Genomic DNA, 23,681 nt, shown 5'->3' on the forward strand with positions numbered 1-23,681 from the left:
GTTCCCCTGCCCCCGGAAGGGACATGGCATGAACGCGTTCACGTGGGTCCTCGCCGTCTTGATCGGCGGAGCGGCGGTGATCTGGGCCGCCGACGTCCTCAGGTCCAGGGGACGTCCCGGGCACAGGCGGATCTCCATGCCGCCCAGCCTGCTGAGGGGCGCCCGGCTCCACCAGACGTACGGCGGCGCCGACGCGAGGCTGCTCATCGAGCAGGAGATGCGACAGGCCGACAGGCGTCACCCCTGAGGCGGCGTCCACCGGCCGCCGCCCCGGAGACATCGCGGTGAGCGGCCGGTGGGCTCCCCGGGGAAAGCCATGGTGAAGGGGGCCCGGTGCGCGGCCCGGAAGCCGTCCCCGGTCAGGCGCCTATCGGGCGCCGTCGCGGGCGGGAGCGGCCATCCCGGCCGGCATCAGCAGGAACACCTTCGGCGAGAGCCGGTCCATGTCCCCTCTCCTGCCGAACACCAGGCCGGCGGCGAAGTCGACGAACTGTTTGGCTTCGGCGTCCGGCAGCTCGGTGAGGTCCATCACCACCGGGGTGCCCGTACGGAAGAAGTGCCCGACGTGGAGCGCCTCGTTGTAGTTCTGCGGACGGAGCGTCTTGATCACCGCTCCAGTCTGCCCTGTTCGTGACCCCGGTCAAGGCGCACCGGAAGCGGCGGGCGGGCGTGGCGCACGGCGTCCGCGAGGTCTTCCGGGGGTCGCACCACCCGGAGGCGTGGCCCGGCCGGAGGGGGCCGGTTCACGGGAACGCGGTCAGAAGGCGAGTGCGACCTGGCCGAAGCCGGGGCGCGGATGGGTCCGGAAAGCACCGAATCCGGAGACTACGACTGCTGGACCGCCAGTCGCAGGCCGAAGCCGACGACGACGAGGCCGGTGAGCCGGTCGATGCCGCGGCGGACCGACGGCCGGCGCAGCCAGCCGCGCGCCAGGCCGGTGAAGCCGATGAGCAGAGCGCTCCACAGCAGCCCCTCGCCCACGTGGACGCCCGCCAGCAGCGTGCCCATCAGGGCGGGGGGCGCGTCATGCGGCATGAACTGGGGCAGCATCGCGACGTAGAAGACCCCCACCTTCGGGTTCAGCAGATTCGTCAGCAGGCCACGGCGGAACGCCTGCCACCGTCCGCCCCGGGGTCGCTCCGCCTCCGCTGCCTCCTCCTCACCGCTCCCGCGGCTCTGCCAGAGCATCCGGGCGCCCATCCACACGAGGTAGGCGGCCCCGGCCCAGCGGAGGATCTCGTAGGCGAGGGAGGATGCGGCCAGCAGGGCCGCGAGCCCGGCGCCGGCCAGTGCGCCCCACAGGAGCGTCCCGGCCTGGATGCCCAGCGCGACGGCCCAGGCGTGCCCCCGGCCGGAGAGCAGCGACGTCCGCAGGATGAGCGCGGTGTCCAGTCCGGGAGTGATGGTCAGGAACCCCACGACGACCGCGAATGAGGCGATCGATGCTTGAACGTCCACGTTCGGCAAGGTATCGCCTCCGGCTCTCCCGGAAGCGGGGTCAGGGGGAGGTCCGGAAGTGGTAGCCGTGCGAGTAGGTGAAACCGACCCGCTCGTAGAGGGCGCGGGCCGCCAGGTTGTCCTTCTCCACCTGCAGGTACAGCCGGTCGGCGCCCTGCCCCGCCGCCCAGCGCGCACCGGCCCCCAGGACCGCGGCGGCCAGCCCCCGGCGCCGCAGGTCCGGCCGGGTGGCCATGCAGAAGACACCGGCCCAGCCGGAGTCGGCGACGACCATCCCCATCGCGGCGGCCCGGCCCTCGTGCGAGACGCTCAGGAAGGCGGCGGGCCCGGCGATCCGCGAGATGACCTCCCTGCCGACGGTCTCGCTGTCGGAGTGGCCGTCCAGATCGGCGAACACGGCGAGCCACCCGCCCGGGTCGCCCGCCACCTCGACGACCGGTACGGCCGGCGCCGCGTCCGCCCGTACTTCGGCCGCGGGTATCGCGGTGGCCCGCGCCGTGGCGGCGACGACGTCCCCGGTGCGCGCGGTGAGGACGGCGACCCCGCTCTCGACGCGGTAGCCGAGGCCGGCCAGCCGGGCGTCCAGCTCCCGGTGATGTTCGGCCGGGCTGATCTGGACGCGGACCGGGGCGCCGCGGTCGCGGTAGAACCTCTCGACGTGCTCGATCGAACGCACCGGAGCGGGCGGCGGCAGCGCGGAGTTGGAGCGCCGCCGCGTCACGCCCGAGCTGTGCCGGAGCAGCCAGCCCTCATGTTCCTCGGTGACCGCGGCGGGCCAGGCCAGCGCCGCGCACCGCTCGATCCGCCAGGCGGACCCGGCCGGAACGGCCCCCCGCCGCGAAGGCGTCTCCATGTCCGTGGCATCGTGCACCTTCGTCTCCTCCCGTCACGCGGTGCCAGTCTCCCAGAGGGCTCGCCGCTGACCGGACCCGCGAGGGGCCGCCGGTGTCTGGACCCGCGAGGGGGCGCCGGTGTCTGGACTGAGGAACGCAGGAGCGAAGCGACGAAGTGACGAGGGAAGACACCGGGCAAGAGCCCCCGAGCCGCGACACGAAGTGTCGCCATGAGCCCGCGAGGGGGCGCCGGTGTCTGGACCGAGGAACGCAGGAGCGAAGCGACGAAGTGACGAGGGAAGGCACCGGGCTTGAGCCCCCGAGCCGCGACGCGCAGCGTCGCCATGAACACAGCCGCCATGAACACAAAGGAGCATCACATGACCTGGGGAAACGGCGTTCTGTACGTCATCGTGTGCGCCTCCGGCGCGGCCGGCGACGTCGGCCGCCTCGTCAGGCTCGCGCGGGACGAGGGCTGGACCGTCCAGATCGTCGCCACCCCGCCCGCACTGGACTTCATCGACGTCCCCGCCCTGGAACGGCAGACGGGCCGTCCGGTCCGCAGCCGCTACCGCAGGCCGGACGAGCCCAAGCCGCCGCGAGCCGACGCGATCATCGTCGCCCCGGCCACCTTCAACACGATCAACAAGTTCGCGCTGGGCATCGCCGACACCTACGCCCTCGGCCTCCTCGCCGAGGCTCCGGGCCTGGGCATTCCGGTGGTCGTGCTGCCCTTCGTCAACGACGCCCTCGCCTCCCGGGCGCCCTTCCGCCGGAGCGTCGAGAGTCTGCGGGCCGAAGGCGTCTCGATCCTGGCGGGGCAGGGCCGGTCCGGCCCTCCGGCCGCCCACGACCGGGCCGGGGACCCGGAGGACCGGCCGTGGGCGCGGGCTCTCGACGCCCTCGGACGGCTGCGCCGTGAGGCGCCCGGCGAGGTCGCCGGTTCCTGAGACCCGGGGCCGCCCCGGAACAGGCTTGCCGGTTCGGCGGTCGCGGCGCGGGCGCCCCGCGCCTTCGCCGAACCGGTTCCCGAACCCCTGAATCGGAACACGCGACCCCAGAATCGCGCGGAAGAAGTGGCCGGGCGCATCGCGCGTGCATACGGTTCGACCATGGGCGACACGAAGAAAGTAGACGACTTCCTGAGCAAGCTCGACCACCCGATGAAGGCCGAGATCGTGGCCGTCAGGGACATCATCGCCAAGGTGAGCCCCGACATCGAGGAAGACATCAAGTGGGGCGGCCCCAGCTTCTTCTACAAGGAGGACATGGCCAGCCTCAACCCCCGGGTGAAGAACTACGTCCCGGTGATCTTCCACAAGGGGTCGCTGCTCAGCGACGAGACCGGGCTGCTTGAGGCGGGCCCCAAGGGCAGGGCCTACGTCAAGTTCCACTCCATGGCCGAGGTCGAGGCCGGCCGGGAGACCCTTGAGAAGCTGGTGAACGACTGGATCAAGATCATGGACCAGTAGGGGGTCCGCCCGCGCCCGCGGCCGTGGCCGCGGGCGGGACGGCCGATCAGCCGGAGACCGTACGGTCCCCGGAGCCGTTCGCGGCGGCCGCGGCGCGTTCCGCCGCCGCGACCGCGTTGCGGAACAGCATGGCGACGGTCGTGGGACCGACGCCGCCGACCCTGGGGGTGATGGCGCCGGCCACCCGGGCGCAGGACTCGTCCACGTCGGGCAGCAGGCGGCGCCCGGCGTACCGCACGCCGCCGCCGATCACGACCGCGCCCGGCTTGACGTGCTCGGGCCGGATGATGCCCGGAACCCCGGCGGCGGCGACCAGGATGTCGGCGCGCCGGGTGTAGCGCGGCCAGTCGGGCACCCCGGTGTGCACCACCGTGACGGCCGCGTTGGCCGTGGGCCGCTTCTGCCCGAGCAGGATCGCCAGGGGACGTCCGAGGGTCGCGCCCCGGCCGAGGATGACCACCTCCCGGCCGGACACCGGGATGCCGTGGTGGGCGAGGAGTTCCTCGATGCCCGCCGGGGTGCAGGGCAGCGGGCCGGGCAGCCCGAGCGCGAGCCGTCCCATGTTGAGCGGGTGCATGCCGTCGACGTCCTTGTCCGGATCCACGGCCATCAGCGCCCGATCGTAGTCCAGGTGCCCTGGGACGGGGTACTGCACGAGCAGCCCGTGCACCGCCGGGTCGGCGTTGAAGGATTCGATGACGGCGTGCAGGTCGGCCTGGGTCGCGTCCGCGGGCAGGTGGGCGTGCGGAGACGCGAAGCCGAGCTCGGCCGCCTGACGCTGCTTGATGCGGATGTATCCGGCGCTGGCGTCGTCGTCACCGACGAGGACCGTCGCCAGGGCGGGCGTGACACCTTGCCTGATCAGGGCGGCCACCCGTTCGGCCACCTCGGCGAGGATCCGCTCGGCCACCGGGCCGCCGGGAAGGAGCCGCGCGGTGGCCGCGGCGTCGCCGGAGGCTTCGGAAGGACCGGAAGGGCTGGAAGAGGCGGGTGTGGACGCGAGGTCACCACGCGGAGGCTGGGACATGTGTCTCCTCGGAGTGGGTGCCCAGGCGGTCGACCCCCACGACGAGCTCCCCGATGGTTGACGCCATCCCCGTGCCGCCAGTCGCTTGACCTCCAGGATGCCCGATCGTTCCCCTTCCGCGCCACCGGCGGGCCCGCGCCGCTGACAGGCCCGCACCACCGGCCGGACGTGGCGGCGCGTCCGTCAGCGCAGCAGCCCGACCGCGCTGTAGCCGTCGACGCCGGGCATCTTGGGGAGGCGGGGTTCGTCCGCGTCGGGCCGCCAGTCCTCGGTCGACGTCAGGCCGGGCTCCACCAGTTCGAAGCCGTCGAAGAAGCGCAGGATCTGCGCGTGGGTTCGGGGCATCGGGGAGCCGGCGGCGGTCCGGGTGTACAGCTCGCGTCCCTGGCGGACGGTGTTCTCGTCGAGGTCCCCGAAGGACAGGTGGCTGATCGCCACGGCGCTGCCGGGGACGAGCCGGTCGCGCAGCGTCGCGACGATCCGCTCGGCGAGGTCGTCGTCGGGGACGAAGTGCAGGACGGCGAGCAGGAGGACGCCCACCGGCCGGGTGAAGTCGAGGTGCTTGGTGACGCGGGGGTCGTCGAGGATGGTTTCGGGCTCCCTGAGGTCGCCGTCCACGACGATGGTCCGCTGGTCGTCGGCCAGCAGCGCCCGCCCGTGGGTGAGCACGATGGCGTCGTTGTCGACGTAGACCGTGCGGGAGTCGGGCGCCGCCTTCTGCGCCACCTGGTGCACATTCTCCTGCGTGGGCAGGCCCGCGCCGATGTCGAGGAACTGCCGGATCCCGCTCTCCGCCATGAATCGTACGGCCCTGCGCAGGAAACGCCGGTTGGCCTGTACCCCTTCCCGGGCGTTCGGCGTGATCTCGATGAGCTTCTCGGCCGCGGCGCGGTCGGAGGCGAAGTTGTCCTTGCCGCCCAGGAGGTAGTCGTAGATCCGGGCAACACTCGGAACCGCCGGATCGATCCCTTCAGGCACAGTGTTCACGTTTCATCCCACCCTCACGCGTTTCCGCCGATCCTAAAGGAGCCAAGTGGCCGTGACGGGCCGAAACCGAGAACACCTCACATTTCTCCCATGAGGTGTCCGAAACGGACACCGACCGGCGGGGGGACCGTACGGCGAGCCGCCGGGACCGCTCCTCCCGGGAGGGCCGACTCGCCCGGGAAGGGGCCGGCCCCGGTTTGGAAGGCCCCCGCCACGGTGAAGATCCATCGGCGAGCCGGAGGAGGAGGCGCGACGTGAACGATCTGCCGATCTGCGTGACCTGCGGGGTCCAGTACGGCGAGTCGCGTGACGACTGCCCGATCTGCGAGGACGAGCGGCAGTACGTCGGCTGGGAGGGGCAGCGCTGGACGTCCCTGCGGGAGCTGCGCGAGACCGGGCACCGGTCCGTGGTCGCGGAGGAGGGGCCGGGCGTGTTCGGGGTGGGCACCGACCCGGCCACGGCCATCGGGCAGCGGGCGCTGCTGGTGCGCACCCCGTCGGGCAACGTGCTGTGGGACATGGTCACCCACCTGGACGACGACCTGATCAGGCAGGTGAACGAGCTGGGCGGGATCGACGCCATCGCGATCAGCCATCCGCACTTCTACGGCACGATGGTGGAGTGGGCCCACGTGTTCGACGCCCCGATCCACATCCACTCGGCCGACCGGCGGTGGGTGGCCCGCCCCGACGAGTCGGTCGTCTTCTGGGACGGCGACACGCACGAGATCGCCGAGGGCCTCACACTGATCAACGCGGGAGTGCACTTCGACGGCGGGCAGGTGATGCACCGGCGTGACGGCGAGGACGGCCGGGGCGCGCTGTTCTCCGGCGACATTCTCCAGGTGGTGCCCGACCGCCGCTGGGTGAGCTTCATGTACAGCTACCCGAACCTCATCCCCGAGCGTCCCCGCACGGTCCGCCGGGCCCTGTCGCTGCTCGCGCCGTACGGCTTCGACCGCGTCTACGGCGGGTGGTGGAAACGGGTCGTCCGCACCGACGGCGCCGCGGCCGTGCGCCGCTCCGCGGAGCGCTATCTCCGCTTCGCCCTGGACGACAGCCCGGACGGGCCGCCGCCGAAACCGCGGGCGGCACCGTGACCGAACCCTGAACCGGAACCGGAACCGGAACCGAGATCGGAACCGGAACCGAGATCGGGGCCGGAACCGAGATCGGGGCCGGAACCGAGATCGGGGCCGGAACCGAGATCGGGGCCGAAAACGGAAACGGAAACGGGACCGGGACCGGGACCGGGATCGAAAACGGAAACGGGACCGGAGACGGAAGCGGAGCCGGAGTTCGGACCGGAGACGAACCCGGACCCGGAGCCGGCCCGGTGGCACGGCCGGCGCCCCCGGCGACGGCGGACGGGAGGGAATCGCCGCGAAATGCGGTCATATCCCGCCCCGGAGGCCGCATACCTGGTAGGACGGATGGAGTACCCGCCCTGTGAACCGCGGGTCTAAGGAGCCCCCTGATGTCATCCGAAGGCGCGACGACGCTCCTCATCTCATCGGACTCGTACGGCGCCGTCATCGTCATCCGCGCCGCCGGTGAGCTCGACTACGACTGCGTCCCGGTGTTCCAGCGAGAGCTGTCCCGGGCTTTGGACCGTGACACCGGACCGCCGGAGCTGCTCGTCCTCGACCTGAGCGGGCTCACCTTCTGCGACTCCACCGGGCTGGCCGGGCTGCTGTGGGGCATGCGCCGGAGCCAGGAGACCGGGACCCGCATGGTGCTGGCGGGCGCGTCCAGTGCCCTGCTCCACATGCTGAGGATCACCGGCCTGCTGCCCTACTTCGAGACGGCGGCCTCCGCGGCGGAGGCCATGGGGCGTCCCGGGACGGCAGCGGGCACGGAGGCGGATCGGGCCTCCGGTCCGGCATGGCCGGGATCAGGACGGGTCGAGGTCGATGTGCAGGCGGACGACCGTCCCGGCCCCTGGGGCGGACCGGATCTGGACCAGGTCGCACAGCTGGTGGACCAGCCAGAGGCCCCGGCCGCCCAGTGACCTGGCCTCGGGGAGCCTGCGACCGGCCATGGGGTCGGTCATCACCCCCTCGTCGCGGAACTCGCACACGAACGTGCCCCGCCACGCCCAGACGCGGAGGGTGCCGTGCCCGCCCCCGTGGACGACGCTGTTGGTGGCCGCCTCGGTGACCGCGACGAGGGTCTCCCTCAGCCGCTCTCCCCGAAGCCCGCACGGCACGGCGCGGGCGGCGACCGCGTCACGGACCGCGGCGAGGTCCCCCCGGCCGTAGGAGAACTCCTCGAAGGGGCCGGGGGCGGGTTCGAGCTCGTCCCAGGCGAAGGGCTCGGCGGTGTAGGCCGCGTACCCGCGGTGGACGCCCTCCTCAAGCATGAACGGGTGGCACCGGGTGATCTCCCGCAGGGTCCCGGCGCCGATCGCGGCGGTGTCGCAGGGGCACAGCAGCCACCAGGCCGGCGAGGCGGTGAACGCCACGTTGAGCAGCCACTCGTGGTAGCGCAGCTCGGTGGTCTCCGCGGCGCTCCGCCCGTCCCAGCCGACCTCGCCGATGCCGCGCACCGGCCGCCCCTTCCCCGCCCACTCGGCGGTCCACCGCTGCCAGGCGGGGACGAGCCGGGCGGGGTTGCGGCCCAGTCCGGAGGTGTCCATGAACACCACGCGCGGGTCGGGGGCGGGAAGCGCCGCGCGCAGGACCCGCTCCCTCCGCTCCGGTACGGAGACCAGTACGACCTCGTCGGCCGCCAGCGCGTCCTCGATGAAGGACAGCGCTCCGGAGAGGAACTGCGCCTCCCCGGAGTAGGGGTAGAGCTCGTGGCGCAGTCCTGACGCCCTGGCGGCCCTCGTGAGCGTGTGTGTTCCGGCGACGTCCATCGGCTCCCACCCCGTCCGTGCGGGGCCGCGGCGGACCGGAGGCGCGGTGCCGCGGCCACGGAGGACCGCCGAACGGCGCGCGCCGCCGGAACGGCGGGCTCCGGCGACGTCCCGGCCCCCGGCCCCCGAGCCGGAGTTCCGAAACGACGGTCCTCGCGTTCTGGTGCCCCGTTCGCGGGGACGCACACCTGCCGCAGGCCGGACGCGTGGGCCGGGTCGTACGGCCCGGCGGGCGATTGCCGCGCGGCTCCGCGCGCCGGGGCGCGGGCGCGGTACGGGCGCGGTGTGAGCGGGCGGGACACAAGGCGGGAACGCGATCGGAGCAGCCGGAGCAGCCGGAGCGGCCGGAGCGGCCGGCCGAATCAGCAATAAAGAGCAGGAAAAACGCCGAGAAAAGATAACTTCTCGAACGATGTCGCGAAACCCTGCGCACCGCACTGACAGGTGCGTCAAAATCGTGTCACCAGGGACGGTCCACTACTTCGCGAAAGTGGGTCCCGATGCGAAAAATGGTGCCGCGCATGACCGCGGAGTCGTTGCCCGAGAGGCTGGACGACCTGCCCGTGGAGCCGAAGGACTTCCTCCAGCTCGTGGCCGTCGACTTCACCGGGACCTACAACGTCTACCTCTCCGCCAAGGACGAACGGCTCAAGATGACCCGGCTCTCCATGAGCCTCCTGTCGGCGCCGTTCGCCGCCGCGATCGCGCTGGCCAGCACGAAGGTGATCGACCCGCGGGCGCTGACCTCGTGGGACGGCGTGCCGGGCTACCTGTTCGCGATGGTCACCGCGTTCGGGCTGCTGAACATGCTGCCGTTCCTGCGGCTGATCGAGGCCGTGAACGCCCACATGCGGACCGCCCGCGCCATCAACAACTTCCGCCTGCTCTACGTCGTCCAGCTCAAGGACCACCTGTCCGCGCTGGGCTGGACCCCCAACCTGCCGGTGGACCCCCGCTACCCCGAGACGTACGCGCCGCTCGCCTGGCCGGGCGTCAACGTGATGATGCTCGCCGTGGTCAACGGCGTCTACATGGCGGTCGGCGTGCTCGGCCTGGTGGGCGCCGACCCCAACCCGGGGCTGCTCATCGTGGTCATCGGGCTGATCGCGCTGATCCACTACTTCATCTACTACGTCCGCGCGAACGTCTCCCGCCGCCGCAGGCTTCCCCACAACCCCTACCATTTCCCCAACGTGGAGACCTGAATGCCCGACTACCTCAGATTCGCGTCTTGTGGGGAGACGTGGATCTGGCTGATGCGCCACGTGCGGCGCCACGGCCTGCCCGCCGAGGACGACCGCGGCCCGATCTTCGAGGCGCCGCCGGCGCTGTTCGAGATCACCGGCCTCGGCTGGGACGACCCGATCCTGCGCTCCTACGGCGACGCCCGGAAGATCCCGCCGTACTCCCGGAAGTTCAGTGAGCGCACGGTGATCCCGCCGTTCAAGTACAGCTACGGCGGCCGGCTCCGGCAGTTCCTCGGCGTCGACCAGCTCCGCTGGGCGGCCGGCGTGCTGCGCGCCAAGCCGTACACCAAGAGCGCCTGGATCTCCCTGACCGCCCCCGGCGAGCCGCCGGACGCGGTGCCCTGCCTGACCAGCCTCGCCTTCCGGCTCCGCGAGGGGCGACTGGCGATGACCGCGGCCTTCCGGTCACAGAACGCCCTCACCTCCTACCTGAACTACGTGCCGCTGCGTAGTATCCAGGGCGAGGTCGCCGAAGACCTCGGAGTGGACTGTGGGGCGATGAGGGTCTTCGTCGACGTTCCGCACATCTACGCGGTGGACGCGGCGGCGGTCGAGGAGATCCTCCGGCTGTCGGAGCGCGATGGGCTCGGCGAGGGCGGGTCGGCACCTGGTCATGCTGGTCGACCTGGACGGGACGGTGGTCGACTATGCCCGGACGGAGCGCGCCGCGCTGGCTGAGGTCCGCCGCCGGTTCTTCCGGATGGACCACGCCGAGTTCCTGGCGGCCTTCCACGCCGTCAACGAGCCGCTCTGGGCGGCCTACCGCGAGCATCTGATCACGCTGGCGGAGCTCCGGCTGGAGCGCTGGGCCCGGCTGGGCGCCCCCGGCGGGGTCGCGACGGCTTTCGAGGACGCGCTCGGGCGGCACGTGGCCCTGTTCCCCGAGGCCCGTGCCGCCCTGCGGCGGCTGGCGCGGCGGTTCCCGCTGGCCCTGGTGACCGACGGCCTCGCCGACGTCCAGCGGGCCAAGCTGCGCCGTACCCGGATCGGGGGGTTCTTCCGGCACGTGGTGATCGCGCCCGAGGTGGGCATGCGCAAGCCCGACGGCGACCTGCTGCACCACACCCTCGGCCTGCTGGAGGCCAAGGCCGACGACGCGCTGATGGTCGGCGACTCCCCGGCGAGCGACGGCGCCTGCGCGCGGGCCGCCGGGGTGGACTTCTGCTGGGTGAACCGCACCGGGGCGGCGGGCGTCCCGGGCGTCCCGGTCCACCGGACCGTCTCCCACCTCGGAGCCGTCTGAACCGGCGCCGTACGGACCGGCCCGAACCGGCCTGAACCGGCCGCATCACCCGGGCGGGACCGGTCCCTCCGCCCGGACCGGGCCGGCCGTTCCGGGCGCCCGGGGATCCGCCGGGAACGGCGTCAGGCCGGTTCGGGGGACGCCTCGAACGCCTCGGCGACCGCGGCCCGGACCCGGTCCATGTCGGCCGGGGCGCCGATCTCGCGGCTCAGGGAGGTCATGTCGACCTCCGGCATGCCGCACGGCACCGCCCAGTTCCACGGGGACAGGTCGCCCTCGACGTTGAGGGCGAACCCGTGGCTGGTCACGCCGCGGCTCTGCCGCATGCCGATCGAGACGATCTTCCGGCCGGTCGCGACGGTCCACACCCCGGTGAGCAGCTCGGAGCCGGGCGGGGTGTCGCGGCGCTCGGCCGGGGCGCCGAGCGCCCCGAGCGCGCGGACGAGGCGCAGCTCGACCTCCCGGACGTAGTCGACGATCCTCTCGGTCTCGTCGAGCTTGACGATCAGGTAGCCGACGAGCTGGCCCGGGCCGTGGTAGGTGAGCTGCCCACCGCGGCCCGTGCTCACGACCGGGATGCCGTGGGACGGGTCGGGCAGGTGCTCCTGGAGCGTGCGCTTGCCGACGGTGTACACCTGCGGGTGGCTGAGGAGCCAGAGGGTGTCGGGGCGCTCGTCGCGCTGCCGTTGACCGACCATGTCGGTCATCCGCTCCATGGCCTTCTCGTACTCGACCAGCTCGTCCTGGATCAGCGACAGGGGACGTTGCCTCATGTCCCCAGCATATTTTCCCCGGCGGGTACCGGTGGCGGGCGGCCTCTAGTAGCGGGCGGAGGGGGCCTTCGGCATGAAGATCCACAGCAGGACGTAGGCGATCCACATCGGCCCGGGGAGGAGCGAGAGGATCAGCCACAGCACCCGGACGAGGGTGGGCGGCACGCCGAGGCTGTCCGCGATCCCGCCGCAGACACCGGCGATGATCTTGTGGTTTGCCGAACGGTGCATTTCTTCCTCTTTCCGAGTCGTCGTCTTCACCCCGTCCAACGAGGGCCCGGGACGTCCACGTTCCCCGCGTGACCCTGAGAAAACCCTGACAGGGTCGCACCGGTCCCGCCTTTCCCGGCCACGCCCCGCTTCACCTGGTAAAACCCATTCCCGCCTTCGCATTCCCGACCGGCGCGTCAGGCCCGCCTCGGGGTTTTACGCCGCTTACGGTTTACGGGGGTGCGCGCCCCTCGGAGTACCCCGCACGTCCCTTTCCGATCCGAGGAGCATGATGCGCAACCACCTGGCCGCCGGAACGGCGGCGATCCTCACCGTGCCCCTGGTGCTCGTCGCACCGGCCGTTTCGGCGGCCGTCCCGCCGGTGGTGCCGCCGGTCGCCACGCCCCCCGCGTCCCCACAGGCCACCCCGGCCACCACCCCGGTCGCAGCTCCCCTGGCCGTCCCGCCGCCGGCTCCGACGCTCCCGCCGGCCCGCCTGGACGTCGCCGCGCCGACGTTCACCCCGCCGACGGCGGCCCCGCTCCCCGCGCCGCCTCTCTCGCTGGCGAACATCAAGGCGCACCTGGCCCGGTTCCAGGCCATCGCCGACGCCAACGGCGGCAACCGCGCCCATGGCAGCCCCGGTTTCCTCGCCTCGGCGAACTACGTCAAGAACCTCCTTGACGGCGCCGGGTTCGTCACCGTCCTGCAGCCGTTCACCTACGGTGGCCTGACCGGCTACAACGTCATCGCCGACTGGCCCGGCGGCGACCCCGACAACGTCTTCATGGTCGGCGCGCACCTCGACAGCGTGACCGCCGGGCCGGGCATCGACGACAACGGCTCCGGCAGCGCCGCTCTCCTGGAGGTGGCGCTGGAGATGTCCCGCCAGGGCCTGAAGCCCTCCCGGCACCTGCGCTTCGCCTGGTGGGGAGCCGAGGAGCTGGGCCTACGCGGCTCCGCGCACTACGTGAACGACCTTCCGGTGAGCGAACGGAAGAAGATCAAGGCGTACGTCAACTTCGACATGATCGCCTCACCCAACGTCGGCTACTTCGTCTACGACGGCGACAACGGCACCGGCGCCAATGTGATCACGCCCCCGGAGGGCTCCGCCGAGCTGGAGAGGGCCTTCAAGTCCTACTACGCCTCGATCGGCGTGTTCGTGCAGGACACCCCACTGAACGCCCGGTCCGACCACGGCTCGTTCCTCGCCGTCGGCATTCCGGTCGGCGGTATCTTCAGCGGGGCGGAGGACATCAAGAACGTGGCCCAGGCCCAGATGTGGGGCGGTACGGCGGGCAGGCCGTTCGACCCCTGCTACCACCAGGCGTGTGACACCGTCTCCAACATCGACGACACCGCGCTGAACCGCAACGCGAACGCGATCGCCCATCTGGTGTGGGCGTCCTCCGTGGCCTCCGCCCCGGGGGTCGTCTGGCAGGACAGGTTCGAGTCGGCCACCGACTGGATCACCGACCCCGCCGGCACCGACACCGCCACCGGCGGCCGGTGGGAGCGCGGCCGCCCCGAGGCCACCTCCTACCAGGGGCCCAAGCAGCTCGGCAGGACGACCAGCGGCGTCAACGACCTGGTCACCGGGCGGCGGGCCGGACCGTCGGCGGGGGCCGACGACGTCGACGGGGGCAGGACGAGCATCGAGTCGCCGCCCATCACGCTGCCGGCCGGCGGCCCGCTGAAGCTGTCCTTCTCCTGGTACCTCGCGCACGCGGCCACCGCCACCGACGCCGACCACCTGCGCGTCAAGGTCGTCGGCCGCACCACGCGCCGGGTGTTCGAACGGCTCGGCGAGCCCACCAACCGCGACGGCGTCTGGAACACCGCCCACGCGGACATCTCCGACTTCGCCGGGCAGACCATCCGCATCCTCATCGAGGCTGCGGACAACGCCACCCCATCGCTCATCGAGGCCGGCATCGACGACGTCAGGATCACCGGGGCCCCGGCCGGCTCCCGTGAGGCTCCCGGCACGCCTCCCACCGGGCCGGGCGGGAGCCGTACCGGGGGCGTGCTCTCCGCCGCGGAAGCGAACCGCGCTCCGGAGCCGGACGGTGTCCTGGCGCGCGAGCCGTACAGCGGGATCGGGGCGGGTCCCGGCGCGGACCGTACCGCGGCGTCCCGGGGCACCCCATAACTTTTCGCATCCCCGCTCGGGAGGATCTAGGCGCGGGCCACTTATAACGGTACGTTCCGCCTTAGTACGCACGGGGGACCTTCCACGTTCCACCTTCCGAGGAGCGCAATGCGCCTTACGTCACGCCGCGGCATGGTCAGGGCGGCCACCCTGGTCACGGCAGTCGCCCTCCCCCTCGCCCTCGCGGCGCCCGCCGCGACGGCCGGGACCGCCGCACCCGCCGCGACCGGCGTCTCCGACGTCCTGGCGGAGGCCCTGGCCCACCTGGTCAAGGGCAAGAACGTCAAGAAGCATCTCGACGCGTTGCAGTCCATCGCCGACGCCAACGGCGGCACCCGCGCCGTGGGAACACCCGGCTACGACGCCTCGCTCGCCTACATCAGGGACAAGGTGACCCGGGCCGGATACAAGGTCTCCACCACCGACGTCGAGTTCCCCGTCAAGTGGGAGGAGTTCTCCCCCTCGGTCCTGCAGCAGGTCTCCCCCGACGCGAAGACGTACGCCAACCCCACCGACTTCGTCACCGTGACCCCCTCCGGCGGCGGGGACGTCACCGCGCAGATCCAGGTCGTCGACCCGGTCGTCCCGCCCGCCCCCGTCCCCAACACCTCCACCGCGGGCTGCGAGAGCTCCGACTTCACCGGCTTCGTCCCCGGCCGGATCGCCCTCATCCAGCGCGGCACCTGCGCGTTCATCGACAAGGCCCTCAACGCGAAGGCCGCGGGCGCGGCCGGCGTCATCTTCTTCAACGAGGGCCAGCCGGGCCGTACCGACCCGTTCGAGTTCGACATCCGCGAGTGGCGCTTCGGCTTCCCCGTCGTCATCGCGAGCACCGCCGTCGGCCTCGACCTGGCCGACAGCCCGGGCACGGTCGTCCACCTGAAGGTGGACGCCAAGACCACGGTCGGCCACGCCAAGAACCTCATCGCCGAGTCCCGGCTCGGCGCCGCCGGCGAGGTCGTGATGGCCGGCGCCCACCTCGACAGCGTCCCCGAGGGCCCCGGCATCAACGACAACGGCTCCGGCAGCGCCGCCATCCTGGAGACCGCGCTGAAGATGGCGCACCTGCCCACCAAGAACCGGCTGCGGTTCGCCTGGTGGGCCGGCGAGGAGCTGGGCCTGCTCGGCTCCGACCAGTACGTCGCGGGCCTGTCGCAGGCCGAGCGGGACCGGATCCGGCTCTACCTCAACTTCGACATGGTGGCCTCGCCGAACGACGTCACCTTCCTCTACGACGGCGACGACTCCGACGCCGAGGGCTCGGGCCCCGGCCCGGACGGCTCCGCCGGGATCGAGAAGGTCTTCGAGCGGTACTACGGCAAGCGCGGCCTGCCGTTCAAGGGGACCGACTTCGACGGCCGCTCCGACTACGGCGCGTTCATCGCCAACGGCATCCCGTCCGGCGGCATCTTCACCGGCGCCGAGGGGATCAAGACCGCCGAGGAGGCCGCCCTCTTCGGAGGCACGGCCGGCGCGCCGTACGACCCCTGCTACCACGACGTGTGCGACACCATCACCAACATCAACGCCGCCGCCCTCGACCGCAACGCCAAGGCCATCGGCTACGCGACCGCTCGCTACGCCTACGACCTGACCGGCATCCCCGACCGGAACGCCGCCGCCCTGGCCAGGTCCGCCGCCCCGGCGCGGATCCCGGCGCACGGCGCGGCGAGCTAGCCCGCCCCGCCCGGCCGCGCCGCGCACCATGTCCGCGGCGCGGCGCGACCGACCACACCGGCACCACACGCACCGCATCCGCACCGCGTCCGCGGCGCACCGGACCACACCGCACGCGCCGCCTCCGCGGCGCACCGGCGCACCACCAGGTTGTACGGCGCGCGCCCCACGAAGGCGCGCGCCGATCGGGGGATCCCCTCACCTCCCAACCCGAGGAGCATGATGCGCAGACTGTGGAGCATCGGGACGGCAGCGATCCTGGCCATCCCGCTGGCGATCACCGCGCCGGCCGTCTCGGCGGCCGCCCCGCCGGACATCTCGCTGACGAACGTCAAGGCCCACCTCACCCAGCTCCAGTCCATCGCCACCGCCAACGGCGGCAACCGCGCCCACGGCCGCCCCGGCTATCTCGCCTCGGCCAACTACGTCAAGAACCTCCTGGACGGCGCGGGCTTCACCACCACCCTGCAGTCGTTCAGCTACAACGGGGCGACCGGCTACAACGTCATCGCCGACTGGCCCGGCGGCGACCCCAACGACATCCTCATGGTCGGCGCGCACCTCGACAGCGTGACCGCCGGACCCGGCATCAACGACAACGGCTCCGGCAGCGCCGCCATCCTGGAGACCGCGCTGGAGGTCTCCCGCCAGTCCCTGGCGCCGTCCAAGCACCTGCGCTTCGCCTGGTGGGGCGCCGAGGAGCTGGGCCTGCGCGGCTCGCAGTACTACGTGAACAACCTGCCGTCCACCGAACGGTCCAAGATCAAGGGCTACCTGAACTTCGACATGGTGGGCTCTCCCAACCCCGGCTACTTCATCTACGACGGAGACAACTCCGACGGCGTGGGCTCGGGCCCCGGCCCGGCCGGCTCGGCGCAGCTGGAGGCGACGCTCGCCGCCTACTTCGCCTCGATCGGCGTGCCGACCCGGGGCACCGACTTCGACGGACGCTCCGACTACGGGCCGTTCATCGCCGTGGGCATCCCGGCGGGCGGCACGTTCACCGGGGCCGAGGGCATCAAGTCGAGCACCCAGGCGAGCCTGTGGGGCGGTACGGCGGGCGCGGCGTTCGACTCCTGCTACCACCGCTCGTGCGACACCACCTCCAACGTCAACGACACCGCGCTGAACCGCAACGCCGACGCGATCGCCTACGCCGTGTGGACGATCGCCACCGCCACCCCGCCGGTGACGGTCCACTCCGACACCTTCGAGACGGCGACCGGCTGGACCGTCAACCCGGCCGGCACCGACACCGCCACCCTCGGCCAGTGGGAGCGCGGCGTCCCCCAGGCCACCACCTCCAGCGGCGCCAAGCAGCTCGGCACCACGGTCAGCGGCACCAACGACCTGGTCACCGGACGCCTGGCAGGGGCCGCGGCCGGTGACTACGACATCGACGGCGGCACCACCACCGTGCAGTCACCGCCGATCACGCTGCCGTCGGGCGGCCCGCTCAAGCTGGGCTTCTCGTGGTACCTCGCGCACGGCTCCAACTCCTCCAGCGCCGACTACCTGCGCGTCAAGGTCGTCGGCTCCACCACCACCCAGGTCTTCCAGCAGCTCGGCGCGGCGGCCAACCGCAACGGCGCCTGGGCCGCGGCCGAGGCGGACATCTCCTCCTACGCCGGGCAGACCATCCGCATCCTCGTCGAGGCCGCCGACGCCTCCACCGCCTCGCTCGTCGAGGCCGGCATCGACGACGTGAAGATCACCCGCTAGAACCCGCCAGCGCCCGCGGGGACCCGATGAGTCCCCGCGGGACCCCTCCGTACGGCTCCCGCCCCGTGGCGGGAGCCGTACGGAGGGGTCTCCGGCGCAGTACGGGCCGTCGTCGCCGAGCCCCGTCGCGGCGGGAGCCCGTACAGCCGGTGTCCCCGGCGCGGCGTCCCGGGTGCGGCGGGGACACCGCGGCGCGGGTCAGGACGCGGGCCGGTCGTAGACGCCCACCGCCCAGCGGCCGGGCCGCTTCCGGAGCTCGATCAGCTCCTTCGAGGAACCGAACTCCGGCACGAGATATCCGTCGCCGCACCGGACCCCCCTGTCGTCCCGCGGCGCGCACCCCCGACGCTTCGCCTCGGCGAAGCTGATCCGGCGGGCGCCGGGAGGAACCACCCAGATGGTGTGGGTCTGTTCCCGCCCCACCCAGGCCGGACCGGCCGATTCCGGGCTGTGCTGCGTGAACAACGCCTTGTCCTTCACCTGCCGAGATCCCGCGTGGGGGCATGGAGCGTTGAACGACCCCCCCGGCACGAAGACGACGAGCCTCGTGCCGGGCTCGGCGCAGACGAATCTGAGCCCCGTGTACCGGCTGGTCGGTGTGAACCTCAGGGTGTAGGGCGTGCCCGTCGTCTTCGACCGGTACCCTCCGATCAGCGTCACCTTCCTGCGGTCCATGTCCTTCAGGGACGCGGGAAGGTCCTTGCCCGGCTCGGGCGGGCGGGGCACGGGGCGTGCCTTCGTGCCGTCGGTGGGTCTCGGGGCGGGCCTCTCTGTCGGCCGCGCCGCCGGCCTCTCCGTAGGCGGCGGCACCGGCCTCTCCGTGGGCCTCTCCACCGGTCCCGTCACCGATCCCTCCGCGGGCGCGGCCACAGGCGTCATGGACCGGGCGGCGGTCACCGTGTCCCCGCCGCCGGATCCCCCGGGCAGCGAGAACGGCACCGCCACCGCAGCCGCCACCGCGCCGGAGGCCAGGAACGCCCCGGCCGCGCCCGCCAGCCTGCGCCTGCGCCGGACGGCCCGGCCCCGGCGCAGGATCTCCTCCAGCCGGGCGGCGCCCCCGCTGCCGCCCGCGCCGCGCTCGTCGAGCAGTTCCCGCAGATCGTGCTCGGTGTAGGTCATCGCTCCGCTCCCATCGTCATCCGAACCCGCTGATCCACTCTGAGCCTCGCGAGGGCCCTGCCGAGCTGGCTCTTGACCGCCCCCAGCGAGCAGCCGAGCACACCGGCCACCTGGGAGAGGGTCATCCCCTCGTAGTAGTGCAGGACGACCACCGCCCGCTGGCGGGCGGACAGCGCGCCGATCGCGGCCCACAGCGCGTCCCGGTCGCCGACCTCGTCGGTGAAGTCCCCGGCGTCCGCCCGGTCCGGGAGGTCCCCGGTCGGGACCTCGCCCCGCCAGCGCCGCCGCCACCAGGAGGCGTGCGTGTTCGCGATGATCCGGTACACGTACGGATCGGGGTCCCCGTCGATCCGCCGCCAGGCCAGCCAGGCCCTGGCCAGCGCCGTCTGCACCAGGTCCTCGGCGGTCGCCCAGTCCCGGGTGAGGAGATACGCCGTTCTCCGCAACCTCTCGTGGCGTTGCGCGACGTACTCCGCGAACTCTGTCATCCTGCCTCCAGTGCGAAGCTCCGCCGATCACTACCGCCTGGGCCCGCCGTACGGATGACAGCGATTCCGCGCGATTTCCCGCCTTTCCGCCCGATCCCGTGACGGCGGCCCGCGGGTTCCGTGAGGCGGCCCACGCGGCTCCTCGGCGGCGACCCGGTCACGGGGGCCTCCGCGCTCCGCTAGCCTCGCCTACGGCACGCACACGCCGGGACGAAAGGCACCAAGTTGATCGGCTGGTTCGAAGCGGTGGTCCTCGGACTCGTACAGGGGCTGACGGAGTTTCTGCCGATCTCCTCCAGTGCCCACATCAGGGTCGTCTCGGCGCTCCTGGGCTGGCAGGACCCGGGCGCGGCGTTCACGGCGGTGATCCAGCTCGGCACCGAGGCCGCGGTGGTGATCTATTTCCGCAAGGACATCTGGGAGATCATCTCCACCTGGGTCCGGTCGCTGTGGCGGCCCGACCTGCGATCCCACCACGCGGCGCGGATGGGCTGGTACGTCATCGCCGGCACGATCCCGATCGTCGTTCTGGGCCTGCTGTTCAAGGACAGCATCGAGACGGTCTTCCGCGACCTGCGTCTGATCGGCACCACCCTGATCGTCTTCGGCGCGGTCCTGTGGCTGGCCGACCGCACCGCCCGCAACAAGCTCACGCTGCAGAAGAACCTCAGCCTCACCCACGCCCTGGTGTACGGCTTCGCCCAGTCGCTGGCCCTGATCCCGGGCGTCTCCCGCTCCGGCGGCACGATCAGCGCCGGCCTGGTGCTCGACTACCGCCGGGAGGAGGCCGCCAGGTACTCCTTCCTGCTGGCCATCCCCGCCGTGCTGGGCTCCGGTTTCCTGGAGCTGTTCAAGATCGGCGACGGCCGGGCGCCCGAGTGGGGGCCGACCATCCTGGCCACGGTGATCTCGTTCGTCGTCGGCTACGCCGCGGTGGCGTGGTTCCTGAAGTACATCAGCACCCACCGCTTCACCGGCTTCGTGGTCTACCGGATCATCCTGGGCATCGTCATCATCGCCCTGGTCTCCTTCGACGTCCTCAACCCCATGGCGTAGGCCGCGGCCGACGACTGCGTGATGCTGTTCCTGCCCTCCCATCCGCGCCGCCGCTGGTGTTCGGCGGCCCGCTGCGGTAACCGCGCCCGCGTCGCCCGCCACTACCGGCGCCACAGACCGGCCTGACGCCGTCCACACCGGCTGACCGCGATCTTTCCGGGTGCCGCCGACAGGGACGGCACGGACGACGGACGGCACAGGCGGCGGACGGCACGGACCGCGGACGGCACAGGCGGTGGACGGCACGGACCGCGGACGGCACAGGCGGTGGACGGCACGGACCGCGGACGGCACAGGCGGTGGACGGCACGGACCGCGGACGGCGCGGTCGTCCGGATCGGGAAGACTGGACGGGTGCGTCCCGACCGCTTCGACCTGCCCGTCCGCCACGTCCTGCCCGAACTGCTCGCGGCCCTGGACGAGCGCGGCGTCGCCGTGCTCGCCGCGCCACCCGGCACGGGCAAGACCACGCTCGTCCCGCTCGCGCTGGCCGGACTCGCCGGGACCGCCGATCTCACCGGGCCCACCGGGCTCACCGGTGAACCGGGTCCCGGCCGAGGACGGGTGCGGGTGCGGAAACCGGGACGGGTGATCGTCGCCGAGCCCCGCCGGATGGCGGCGCGGGCGGCGGCCCGCCGGATGGCCTGGATGCTGGACTCCCAGGTGGGCGCGGAGGTCGGGTTCTCCGTACGGGGCGAGCGCAGGGCCGGACCGGACACGATCGTCGAGGTCGTCACCACCGGGGTTCTGCTCCAGCGGCTGCAACGCGACCCCGAGCTGGCCGGCGTCGGCACCGTCCTGCTGGATGAGTGCCACGAGCGCCATCTGGACGCCGACACCGCCCTGGCCTTCCTCCTCGACGTTCGCGCCACCCTCCGTCCCGACCTGCGGATCGTCGCCGCCTCCGCCACCGCCGACGCGGGGCCGTGGGCCCGGCTGCTCGGCTCGGGCGCCCCACCGTACGGCGGCGCGTCGTCCGACACGGTGTCCGGCGCGTCGTCCGGCACAGTGCCCGGTGCGTCATCCGGCGCGTCGTCCGACACGGTGTCCGGCGCCTCGCCCGGCGCGGCACCGGGCTCGCCGTACGGCACGGGTGCGTCAGGTGACGGGGACGGTGACGCGGCGCCGGTCGTGCGCGCCTCCGGTGAGGCGCACCCCGTCACCCCCGTCTGGGCGCCTCCCTCCGGTCCGGTGACGCCACCGCGCGGCCTGCGGGTGGACCCGGCGTTCCTGTCCCACGTCGCCGCCGTCGTACGGCGCGCCCTGGCCGAACGGGAGGGGGACGTGCTGTGCTTCCTGCCGGGGGTCGGCGAGATCGGCAGGGTCGCCGCGCTGCTCGGCGGTGACACCGGGGGCGCGGAGATCCTCCAGGTCCACGGGCAGGCCCCGGCCCGCGTCCAGGACGCCGTGCTCTCCCCCGGCCGGGGGCGGCGGGTCGTGCTCGCCACCTCGGTCGCCGAGTCCAGCCTGACCGTGCCCGGCGTCCGGGTCGTGGTCGACTCGGGCCTGGCCCGCGAGCCCCGCACCGACCACGCCCGCGGCCTCGGCTCGCTCACCACGGTCCGCGCATCCCGGGCCTCGGCGGTCCAGCGCGCCGGGCGGGCGGGCCGCGAGGCGCCGGGGACGGTGTACCGGTGCTGGTCGCAGGCCGAGCACGACCGCCTGCCCGAGTACGCGCGGCCCGAGATCTCCCTGGCCGACCTGACCGGCTTCGCCCTCCAGGCCGCCTGCTGGGGCGACCCCGAGGCCGCCGGGCTCGCCCTGCTCGACCCGCCTCCGCCGGCCGCGATGGACGCCGCCCGGCGGACCCTGCTCGCCCTGGGCGCCCTTGACGCTTCGGGCGGCCGGGTCACCGGGCGGGGCCGTCTGATGGCCGCCGCCGGGGTCCACCCCCGCCTGGCCCGCGCCCTGGTCGACGCGGGTCCCGGGGCCGCGGAGGTGGTGGCGCTGCTGTCGGAGCCGCTGCCCCGGGACGCCGGCGACGACCTGGTGGCGATCTGGCGGTCCGCCAGGCGGGGCGGGAACGGGCCAGGGGACGGCTTCCCGGCCCGCTGGCGCGGGGAGGCCGCCCGCCTGGCTCGCGCCGTCCCCCGGGAGGACGCCGGGCGTGACGGGTCCGCTCCGGGGTCGGCGGGCCGCCCCGGGACCCGGCGTTCCGGAGACGACGGCTCCGGGACCGGCGGCCCCGCGTCCGGCCGCTCCGGGACCGGCGGAGCCGTGGGCGGCCGCTCCGGGACCGGCGGAACCGCGGGCGGCCGCTCCGGGACCGGCGGAGCCGCAGGCGGCCGGCCCGGGACCGGCGGGCTCGGGTCCGACGACGCCGTGGCCGGGCTGACGGTGGCGCTGGCCTACCCGGAGCGGGTGGCCCGGCGGCGCGGCGGGGCGTACCTGATGGCGTCGGGGACGGCCGCGGAGCCGTCCGCCGGGTCGCGGCTGGGCGACGCGGAGTGGCTGGCGATCGCGGTGGCCGACCGGCCGGCGGGATCGGCGGCGGCGCGGATCAGACAGGCCGTCGTGATCGACGAGGAGACCGCCCGGCTGGCCGCCGCGTCCCTGTACGACGCCGCCGAGGAGGTCGTCTGGCGGGTCCCGCCGGGTGAGCGGCGCGGCGACGTCTCGGCGCGCCGGGTGGAGCGCCTGGGCGCCGTCGAACTGTCGTCGGTCCCGCTGCGCGACGCCGACGTCCGGCCCGCCGTACTCGCGGGCCTGCGGGCCGAGGGGCTCTCGCTCCTGCGCTGGACGTCCGAGGCCGTCGCGCTGCGCGAACGCCTGGCCTTCTGCCGCCGCGCGCTCGGCGACCCCTGGCCCGCGACGGACGACGACGCCCTCGTCGAGGCGGCCGAGCGGTGGCTGGAGCCGGAACTGTCACGCGCCCGCCGCCGCGCCGACCTGGAGCGCATCGACGTGGTCGCCGCGCTGCACCGCCTCGTCCCGTGGCACGCCCGGCTGTCGGAAGTCGCCCCCGAGCGGATCGAGGTGCCCAGCGGCTCGCGGATCAGGATCGACTACTCCGGCGACCGGCCGGTCCTGGCGGCCAAGCTGCAGGAGCTGTTCGGCTGGGACGAGGCCCCGCGGATCGCCGGGGTGCCGCTGGTGGTGCACCTGCTGTCCCCAGCGGGCCGGCCCGCGGCCGTCACCGCCGACCTGGCCACGTTCTGGCGCGAGGGCTACCGCGCGGTCCGGGCGGAGCTGCGGGGCCGTTATCCCCGGCACCCCTGGCCGGAGGACCCCCTGTCGGCGGTCGCCACCCGCCGCGCCAACCCGCGGCGCTGAGGAGTCGCGGGGCCGGTTCAAGAGTCCGGGGAAACGGTTCGGGGTCGTCCCGGAATCGTCTTTCGGAGCGCCGGGACCGTG

Annotated in this window: 23 protein-coding genes, 1 pseudogene and 1 riboswitch; of the genes and pseudogenes, 14 read left to right on the top strand and 10 right to left on the bottom strand. The window is 73.1% G+C overall.

Annotated features, from left to right (window positions below):
* Positions 1-28 precede the first annotated feature (28 nt).
* A complete protein-coding gene (locus tag IEZ10_RS19500; RefSeq protein WP_189247932.1) occupies positions 29-247 on the top strand; it encodes a hypothetical protein in 219 nt (72 codons plus the stop codon).
* Positions 248-367: 120 nt separating this feature from the next.
* Here the strand turns inward: IEZ10_RS19500 and IEZ10_RS19505 are convergent, their stop codons facing one another.
* The 3 genes from IEZ10_RS19505 to IEZ10_RS19515 all read right to left on the bottom strand — a co-directional run bounded on the left by IEZ10_RS19505 (position 368) and on the right by IEZ10_RS19515 (position 2,329).
* Positions 368-610, bottom strand: a complete 243-nt coding sequence (locus IEZ10_RS19505; RefSeq protein WP_189247933.1) for a cell division protein SepF — start codon at positions 608-610, stop codon at positions 368-370.
* Positions 611-825: 215 nt separating this feature from the next.
* Complete coding sequence (locus IEZ10_RS19510; RefSeq protein ID WP_189247934.1) at positions 826-1,458, bottom strand: LysE family translocator; 633 nt, start codon at positions 1,456-1,458, stop codon at positions 826-828.
* Between the two features lie 40 nt (positions 1,459-1,498).
* Positions 1,499-2,329, bottom strand: coding sequence for a GNAT family N-acetyltransferase (locus IEZ10_RS19515; RefSeq protein WP_229811422.1), 831 nt, complete (start codon positions 2,327-2,329; stop codon positions 1,499-1,501).
* 342 nt (positions 2,330-2,671) lie between these two features.
* Between IEZ10_RS19515 and IEZ10_RS19520 the strand changes: the two genes are divergently transcribed.
* Together IEZ10_RS19520 and IEZ10_RS19525 are read left to right on the top strand one after the other, a co-directional pair.
* Positions 2,672-3,241, top strand: coding sequence for a flavoprotein (locus IEZ10_RS19520; protein ID WP_189247935.1), 570 nt, complete (start codon positions 2,672-2,674; stop codon positions 3,239-3,241).
* A gap of 162 nt (positions 3,242-3,403) precedes the next feature.
* On the top strand, positions 3,404-3,763 hold the full coding sequence (locus tag IEZ10_RS19525) for a DUF1801 domain-containing protein (RefSeq protein ID WP_179820064.1): 360 nt from the start codon (positions 3,404-3,406) through the stop codon (positions 3,761-3,763).
* A gap of 46 nt (positions 3,764-3,809) precedes the next feature.
* Here IEZ10_RS19525 and IEZ10_RS19530 read toward each other — a convergent pair whose 3' ends face one another.
* Positions 3,810-4,790 carry a bifunctional 5,10-methylenetetrahydrofolate dehydrogenase/5,10-methenyltetrahydrofolate cyclohydrolase gene (locus tag IEZ10_RS19530; RefSeq protein ID WP_189247936.1) on the bottom strand — a complete coding sequence of 327 codons (981 nt, stop codon included), beginning with the start codon at positions 4,788-4,790 and terminating at the stop codon, positions 3,810-3,812.
* Between the two features lie 12 nt (positions 4,791-4,802).
* Positions 4,803-4,885: riboswitch (ZMP/ZTP riboswitch) on the bottom strand.
* Positions 4,886-4,973: 88 nt separating this feature from the next.
* Positions 4,974-5,777 carry an SAM-dependent methyltransferase gene (locus IEZ10_RS19535; RefSeq protein ID WP_189247937.1) on the bottom strand — a complete coding sequence of 268 codons (804 nt, stop codon included), beginning with the start codon at positions 5,775-5,777 and terminating at the stop codon, positions 4,974-4,976.
* Between the two features lie 254 nt (positions 5,778-6,031).
* Between IEZ10_RS19535 and IEZ10_RS19540 the strand changes: the two genes are divergently transcribed.
* Together IEZ10_RS19540 and IEZ10_RS19550 are read left to right on the top strand one after the other, a co-directional pair.
* Positions 6,032-6,877: an MBL fold metallo-hydrolase gene (locus IEZ10_RS19540; protein WP_189247938.1), complete on the top strand. Its 846-nt coding sequence runs from the start codon at positions 6,032-6,034 to the stop codon at positions 6,875-6,877.
* A 377-nt stretch (positions 6,878-7,254) separates the two neighbouring features.
* A complete protein-coding gene (locus IEZ10_RS19550) occupies positions 7,255-7,788 on the top strand; it encodes an STAS domain-containing protein (protein WP_189247939.1) in 534 nt (177 codons plus the stop codon).
* On the opposite strand, the gene IEZ10_RS19555 is transcribed toward IEZ10_RS19550, so the two are convergent.
* Positions 7,672-8,637, bottom strand: coding sequence for an anti-sigma factor RsbA family regulatory protein (locus tag IEZ10_RS19555; RefSeq protein WP_189247940.1), 966 nt, complete (start codon positions 8,635-8,637; stop codon positions 7,672-7,674). The genes IEZ10_RS19550 and IEZ10_RS19555 overlap by 117 nt on opposite strands.
* A 500-nt stretch (positions 8,638-9,137) precedes the next feature.
* Between IEZ10_RS19555 and IEZ10_RS19560 the strand changes: the two genes are divergently transcribed.
* Genes IEZ10_RS19560 through IEZ10_RS19570 form a run of 3 tightly spaced genes read left to right on the top strand, consistent with a single transcriptional unit; the run spans position 9,138 to position 11,127 of the window.
* Complete coding sequence (locus IEZ10_RS19560; protein WP_229811423.1) at positions 9,138-9,842, top strand: hypothetical protein; 705 nt, start codon at positions 9,138-9,140, stop codon at positions 9,840-9,842.
* A complete protein-coding gene (locus IEZ10_RS19565) occupies positions 9,843-10,562 on the top strand; it encodes a thymidylate synthase family protein (RefSeq protein ID WP_189247942.1) in 720 nt (239 codons plus the stop codon).
* Complete coding sequence (locus tag IEZ10_RS19570; RefSeq protein ID WP_189247943.1) at positions 10,498-11,127, top strand: HAD-IA family hydrolase; 630 nt, start codon at positions 10,498-10,500, stop codon at positions 11,125-11,127. Before IEZ10_RS19565 ends, IEZ10_RS19570 begins: the two co-directional genes overlap by 65 nt.
* Before the next feature lie 122 nt (positions 11,128-11,249).
* On the opposite strand, the gene lipB is transcribed toward IEZ10_RS19570, so the two are convergent.
* A complete protein-coding gene (lipB, locus tag IEZ10_RS19575) occupies positions 11,250-11,900 on the bottom strand; it encodes a lipoyl(octanoyl) transferase LipB (RefSeq protein ID WP_189247944.1) in 651 nt (216 codons plus the stop codon).
* A gap of 45 nt (positions 11,901-11,945) precedes the next feature.
* A complete protein-coding gene (locus IEZ10_RS19580; RefSeq protein WP_179820086.1) occupies positions 11,946-12,131 on the bottom strand; it encodes a PspC domain-containing protein in 186 nt (61 codons plus the stop codon).
* Between the two features lie 268 nt (positions 12,132-12,399).
* Between IEZ10_RS19580 and IEZ10_RS19585 the strand changes: the two genes are divergently transcribed.
* The 3 genes from IEZ10_RS19585 (at position 12,400) to IEZ10_RS19595 (ending at position 17,664) form a co-directional block, all read left to right on the top strand.
* Positions 12,400-14,265 (top strand): M28 family metallopeptidase, encoded by a 1,866-nt coding sequence (locus IEZ10_RS19585; protein ID WP_229811424.1) that lies wholly within the window; start codon positions 12,400-12,402, stop codon positions 14,263-14,265.
* A 108-nt stretch (positions 14,266-14,373) separates the two neighbouring features.
* Positions 14,374-15,942, top strand: coding sequence for a M28 family metallopeptidase (locus IEZ10_RS19590; protein WP_189247945.1), 1,569 nt, complete (start codon positions 14,374-14,376; stop codon positions 15,940-15,942).
* 219 nt (positions 15,943-16,161) lie between these two features.
* Positions 16,162-17,664: a M28 family metallopeptidase gene (locus tag IEZ10_RS19595; RefSeq protein WP_229811425.1), complete on the top strand. Its 1,503-nt coding sequence runs from the start codon at positions 16,162-16,164 to the stop codon at positions 17,662-17,664.
* A 198-nt stretch (positions 17,665-17,862) separates the two neighbouring features.
* Here IEZ10_RS19595 and IEZ10_RS19600 read toward each other — a convergent pair whose 3' ends face one another.
* Both IEZ10_RS19600 and IEZ10_RS19605 read right to left on the bottom strand, forming a co-directional pair.
* Positions 17,863-18,783, bottom strand: coding sequence for a hypothetical protein (locus IEZ10_RS19600; RefSeq protein WP_189247946.1), 921 nt, complete (start codon positions 18,781-18,783; stop codon positions 17,863-17,865).
* Positions 18,780-19,271 (bottom strand): SigE family RNA polymerase sigma factor, encoded by a 492-nt coding sequence (locus IEZ10_RS19605; protein ID WP_189247947.1) that lies wholly within the window; start codon positions 19,269-19,271, stop codon positions 18,780-18,782. Before IEZ10_RS19605 ends, IEZ10_RS19600 begins: the two co-directional genes overlap by 4 nt.
* 225 nt (positions 19,272-19,496) lie before the next feature.
* Between IEZ10_RS19605 and IEZ10_RS19610 the strand changes: the two genes are divergently transcribed.
* The 3 genes and pseudogenes from IEZ10_RS19610 to IEZ10_RS19625 all read left to right on the top strand — a co-directional run bounded on the left by IEZ10_RS19610 (position 19,497) and on the right by IEZ10_RS19625 (position 23,600).
* Positions 19,497-20,327 (top strand): undecaprenyl-diphosphate phosphatase, encoded by an 831-nt coding sequence (locus IEZ10_RS19610; RefSeq protein ID WP_229811426.1) that lies wholly within the window; start codon positions 19,497-19,499, stop codon positions 20,325-20,327.
* 15 nt (positions 20,328-20,342) lie between these two features.
* A pseudogene (locus IEZ10_RS19615) lies at positions 20,343-20,453 on the top strand (CGNR zinc finger domain-containing protein); the annotation flags it as partial.
* 228 nt (positions 20,454-20,681) lie between these two features.
* The gene (locus IEZ10_RS19625) at positions 20,682-23,600 is read left to right on the top strand and encodes an ATP-dependent RNA helicase (RefSeq protein ID WP_229811428.1); all 2,919 of its coding nucleotides are present in this window, start codon (positions 20,682-20,684) and stop codon (positions 23,598-23,600) included.
* Positions 23,601-23,681 lie beyond the last annotated feature (81 nt).

The organism is Streptosporangium pseudovulgare, assembly GCF_014648055.1.
Classification (GTDB): Bacteria; Actinomycetota; Actinomycetes; order Streptosporangiales; family Streptosporangiaceae; genus Streptosporangium; species Streptosporangium pseudovulgare.

Excerpts from the sequence above, each read along its gene's own strand:
- IEZ10_RS19520 (WP_189247935.1), top strand. The coding sequence starts at position 2,672 with ATGACCTGGGGAAACGGCGTTCTGTACGTCATCGTGTGCGCCTCCGGC.
- IEZ10_RS19600 (WP_189247946.1), bottom strand. The coding sequence starts at position 18,783 with ATGACCTACACCGAGCACGATCTGCGGGAACTGCTCGACGAGCGCGGC.
- IEZ10_RS19550 (WP_189247939.1), top strand. The coding sequence starts at position 7,255 with ATGTCATCCGAAGGCGCGACGACGCTCCTCATCTCATCGGACTCGTAC.
- IEZ10_RS19580 (WP_179820086.1), bottom strand. The coding sequence starts at position 12,131 with ATGCACCGTTCGGCAAACCACAAGATCATCGCCGGTGTCTGCGGCGGG.
- IEZ10_RS19525 (WP_179820064.1), top strand. The coding sequence starts at position 3,404 with ATGGGCGACACGAAGAAAGTAGACGACTTCCTGAGCAAGCTCGACCAC.
- IEZ10_RS19560 (WP_229811423.1), top strand. The coding sequence starts at position 9,138 with ATGCGAAAAATGGTGCCGCGCATGACCGCGGAGTCGTTGCCCGAGAGG.
- IEZ10_RS19555 (WP_189247940.1), bottom strand. The coding sequence starts at position 8,637 with ATGGACGTCGCCGGAACACACACGCTCACGAGGGCCGCCAGGGCGTCA.
- lipB (WP_189247944.1), bottom strand. The coding sequence starts at position 11,900 with ATGAGGCAACGTCCCCTGTCGCTGATCCAGGACGAGCTGGTCGAGTAC.
- IEZ10_RS19605 (WP_189247947.1), bottom strand. The coding sequence starts at position 19,271 with ATGACAGAGTTCGCGGAGTACGTCGCGCAACGCCACGAGAGGTTGCGG.
- IEZ10_RS19530 (WP_189247936.1), bottom strand. The coding sequence starts at position 4,790 with ATGTCCCAGCCTCCGCGTGGTGACCTCGCGTCCACACCCGCCTCTTCC.
- IEZ10_RS19590 (WP_189247945.1), top strand. The coding sequence starts at position 14,374 with ATGCGCCTTACGTCACGCCGCGGCATGGTCAGGGCGGCCACCCTGGTC.
- IEZ10_RS19570 (WP_189247943.1), top strand. The coding sequence starts at position 10,498 with ATGCTGGTCGACCTGGACGGGACGGTGGTCGACTATGCCCGGACGGAG.
- IEZ10_RS19595 (WP_229811425.1), top strand. The coding sequence starts at position 16,162 with ATGATGCGCAGACTGTGGAGCATCGGGACGGCAGCGATCCTGGCCATC.
- IEZ10_RS19585 (WP_229811424.1), top strand. The coding sequence starts at position 12,400 with ATGATGCGCAACCACCTGGCCGCCGGAACGGCGGCGATCCTCACCGTG.
- IEZ10_RS19500 (WP_189247932.1), top strand. The coding sequence starts at position 29 with ATGAACGCGTTCACGTGGGTCCTCGCCGTCTTGATCGGCGGAGCGGCG.
- IEZ10_RS19565 (WP_189247942.1), top strand. The coding sequence starts at position 9,843 with ATGCCCGACTACCTCAGATTCGCGTCTTGTGGGGAGACGTGGATCTGG.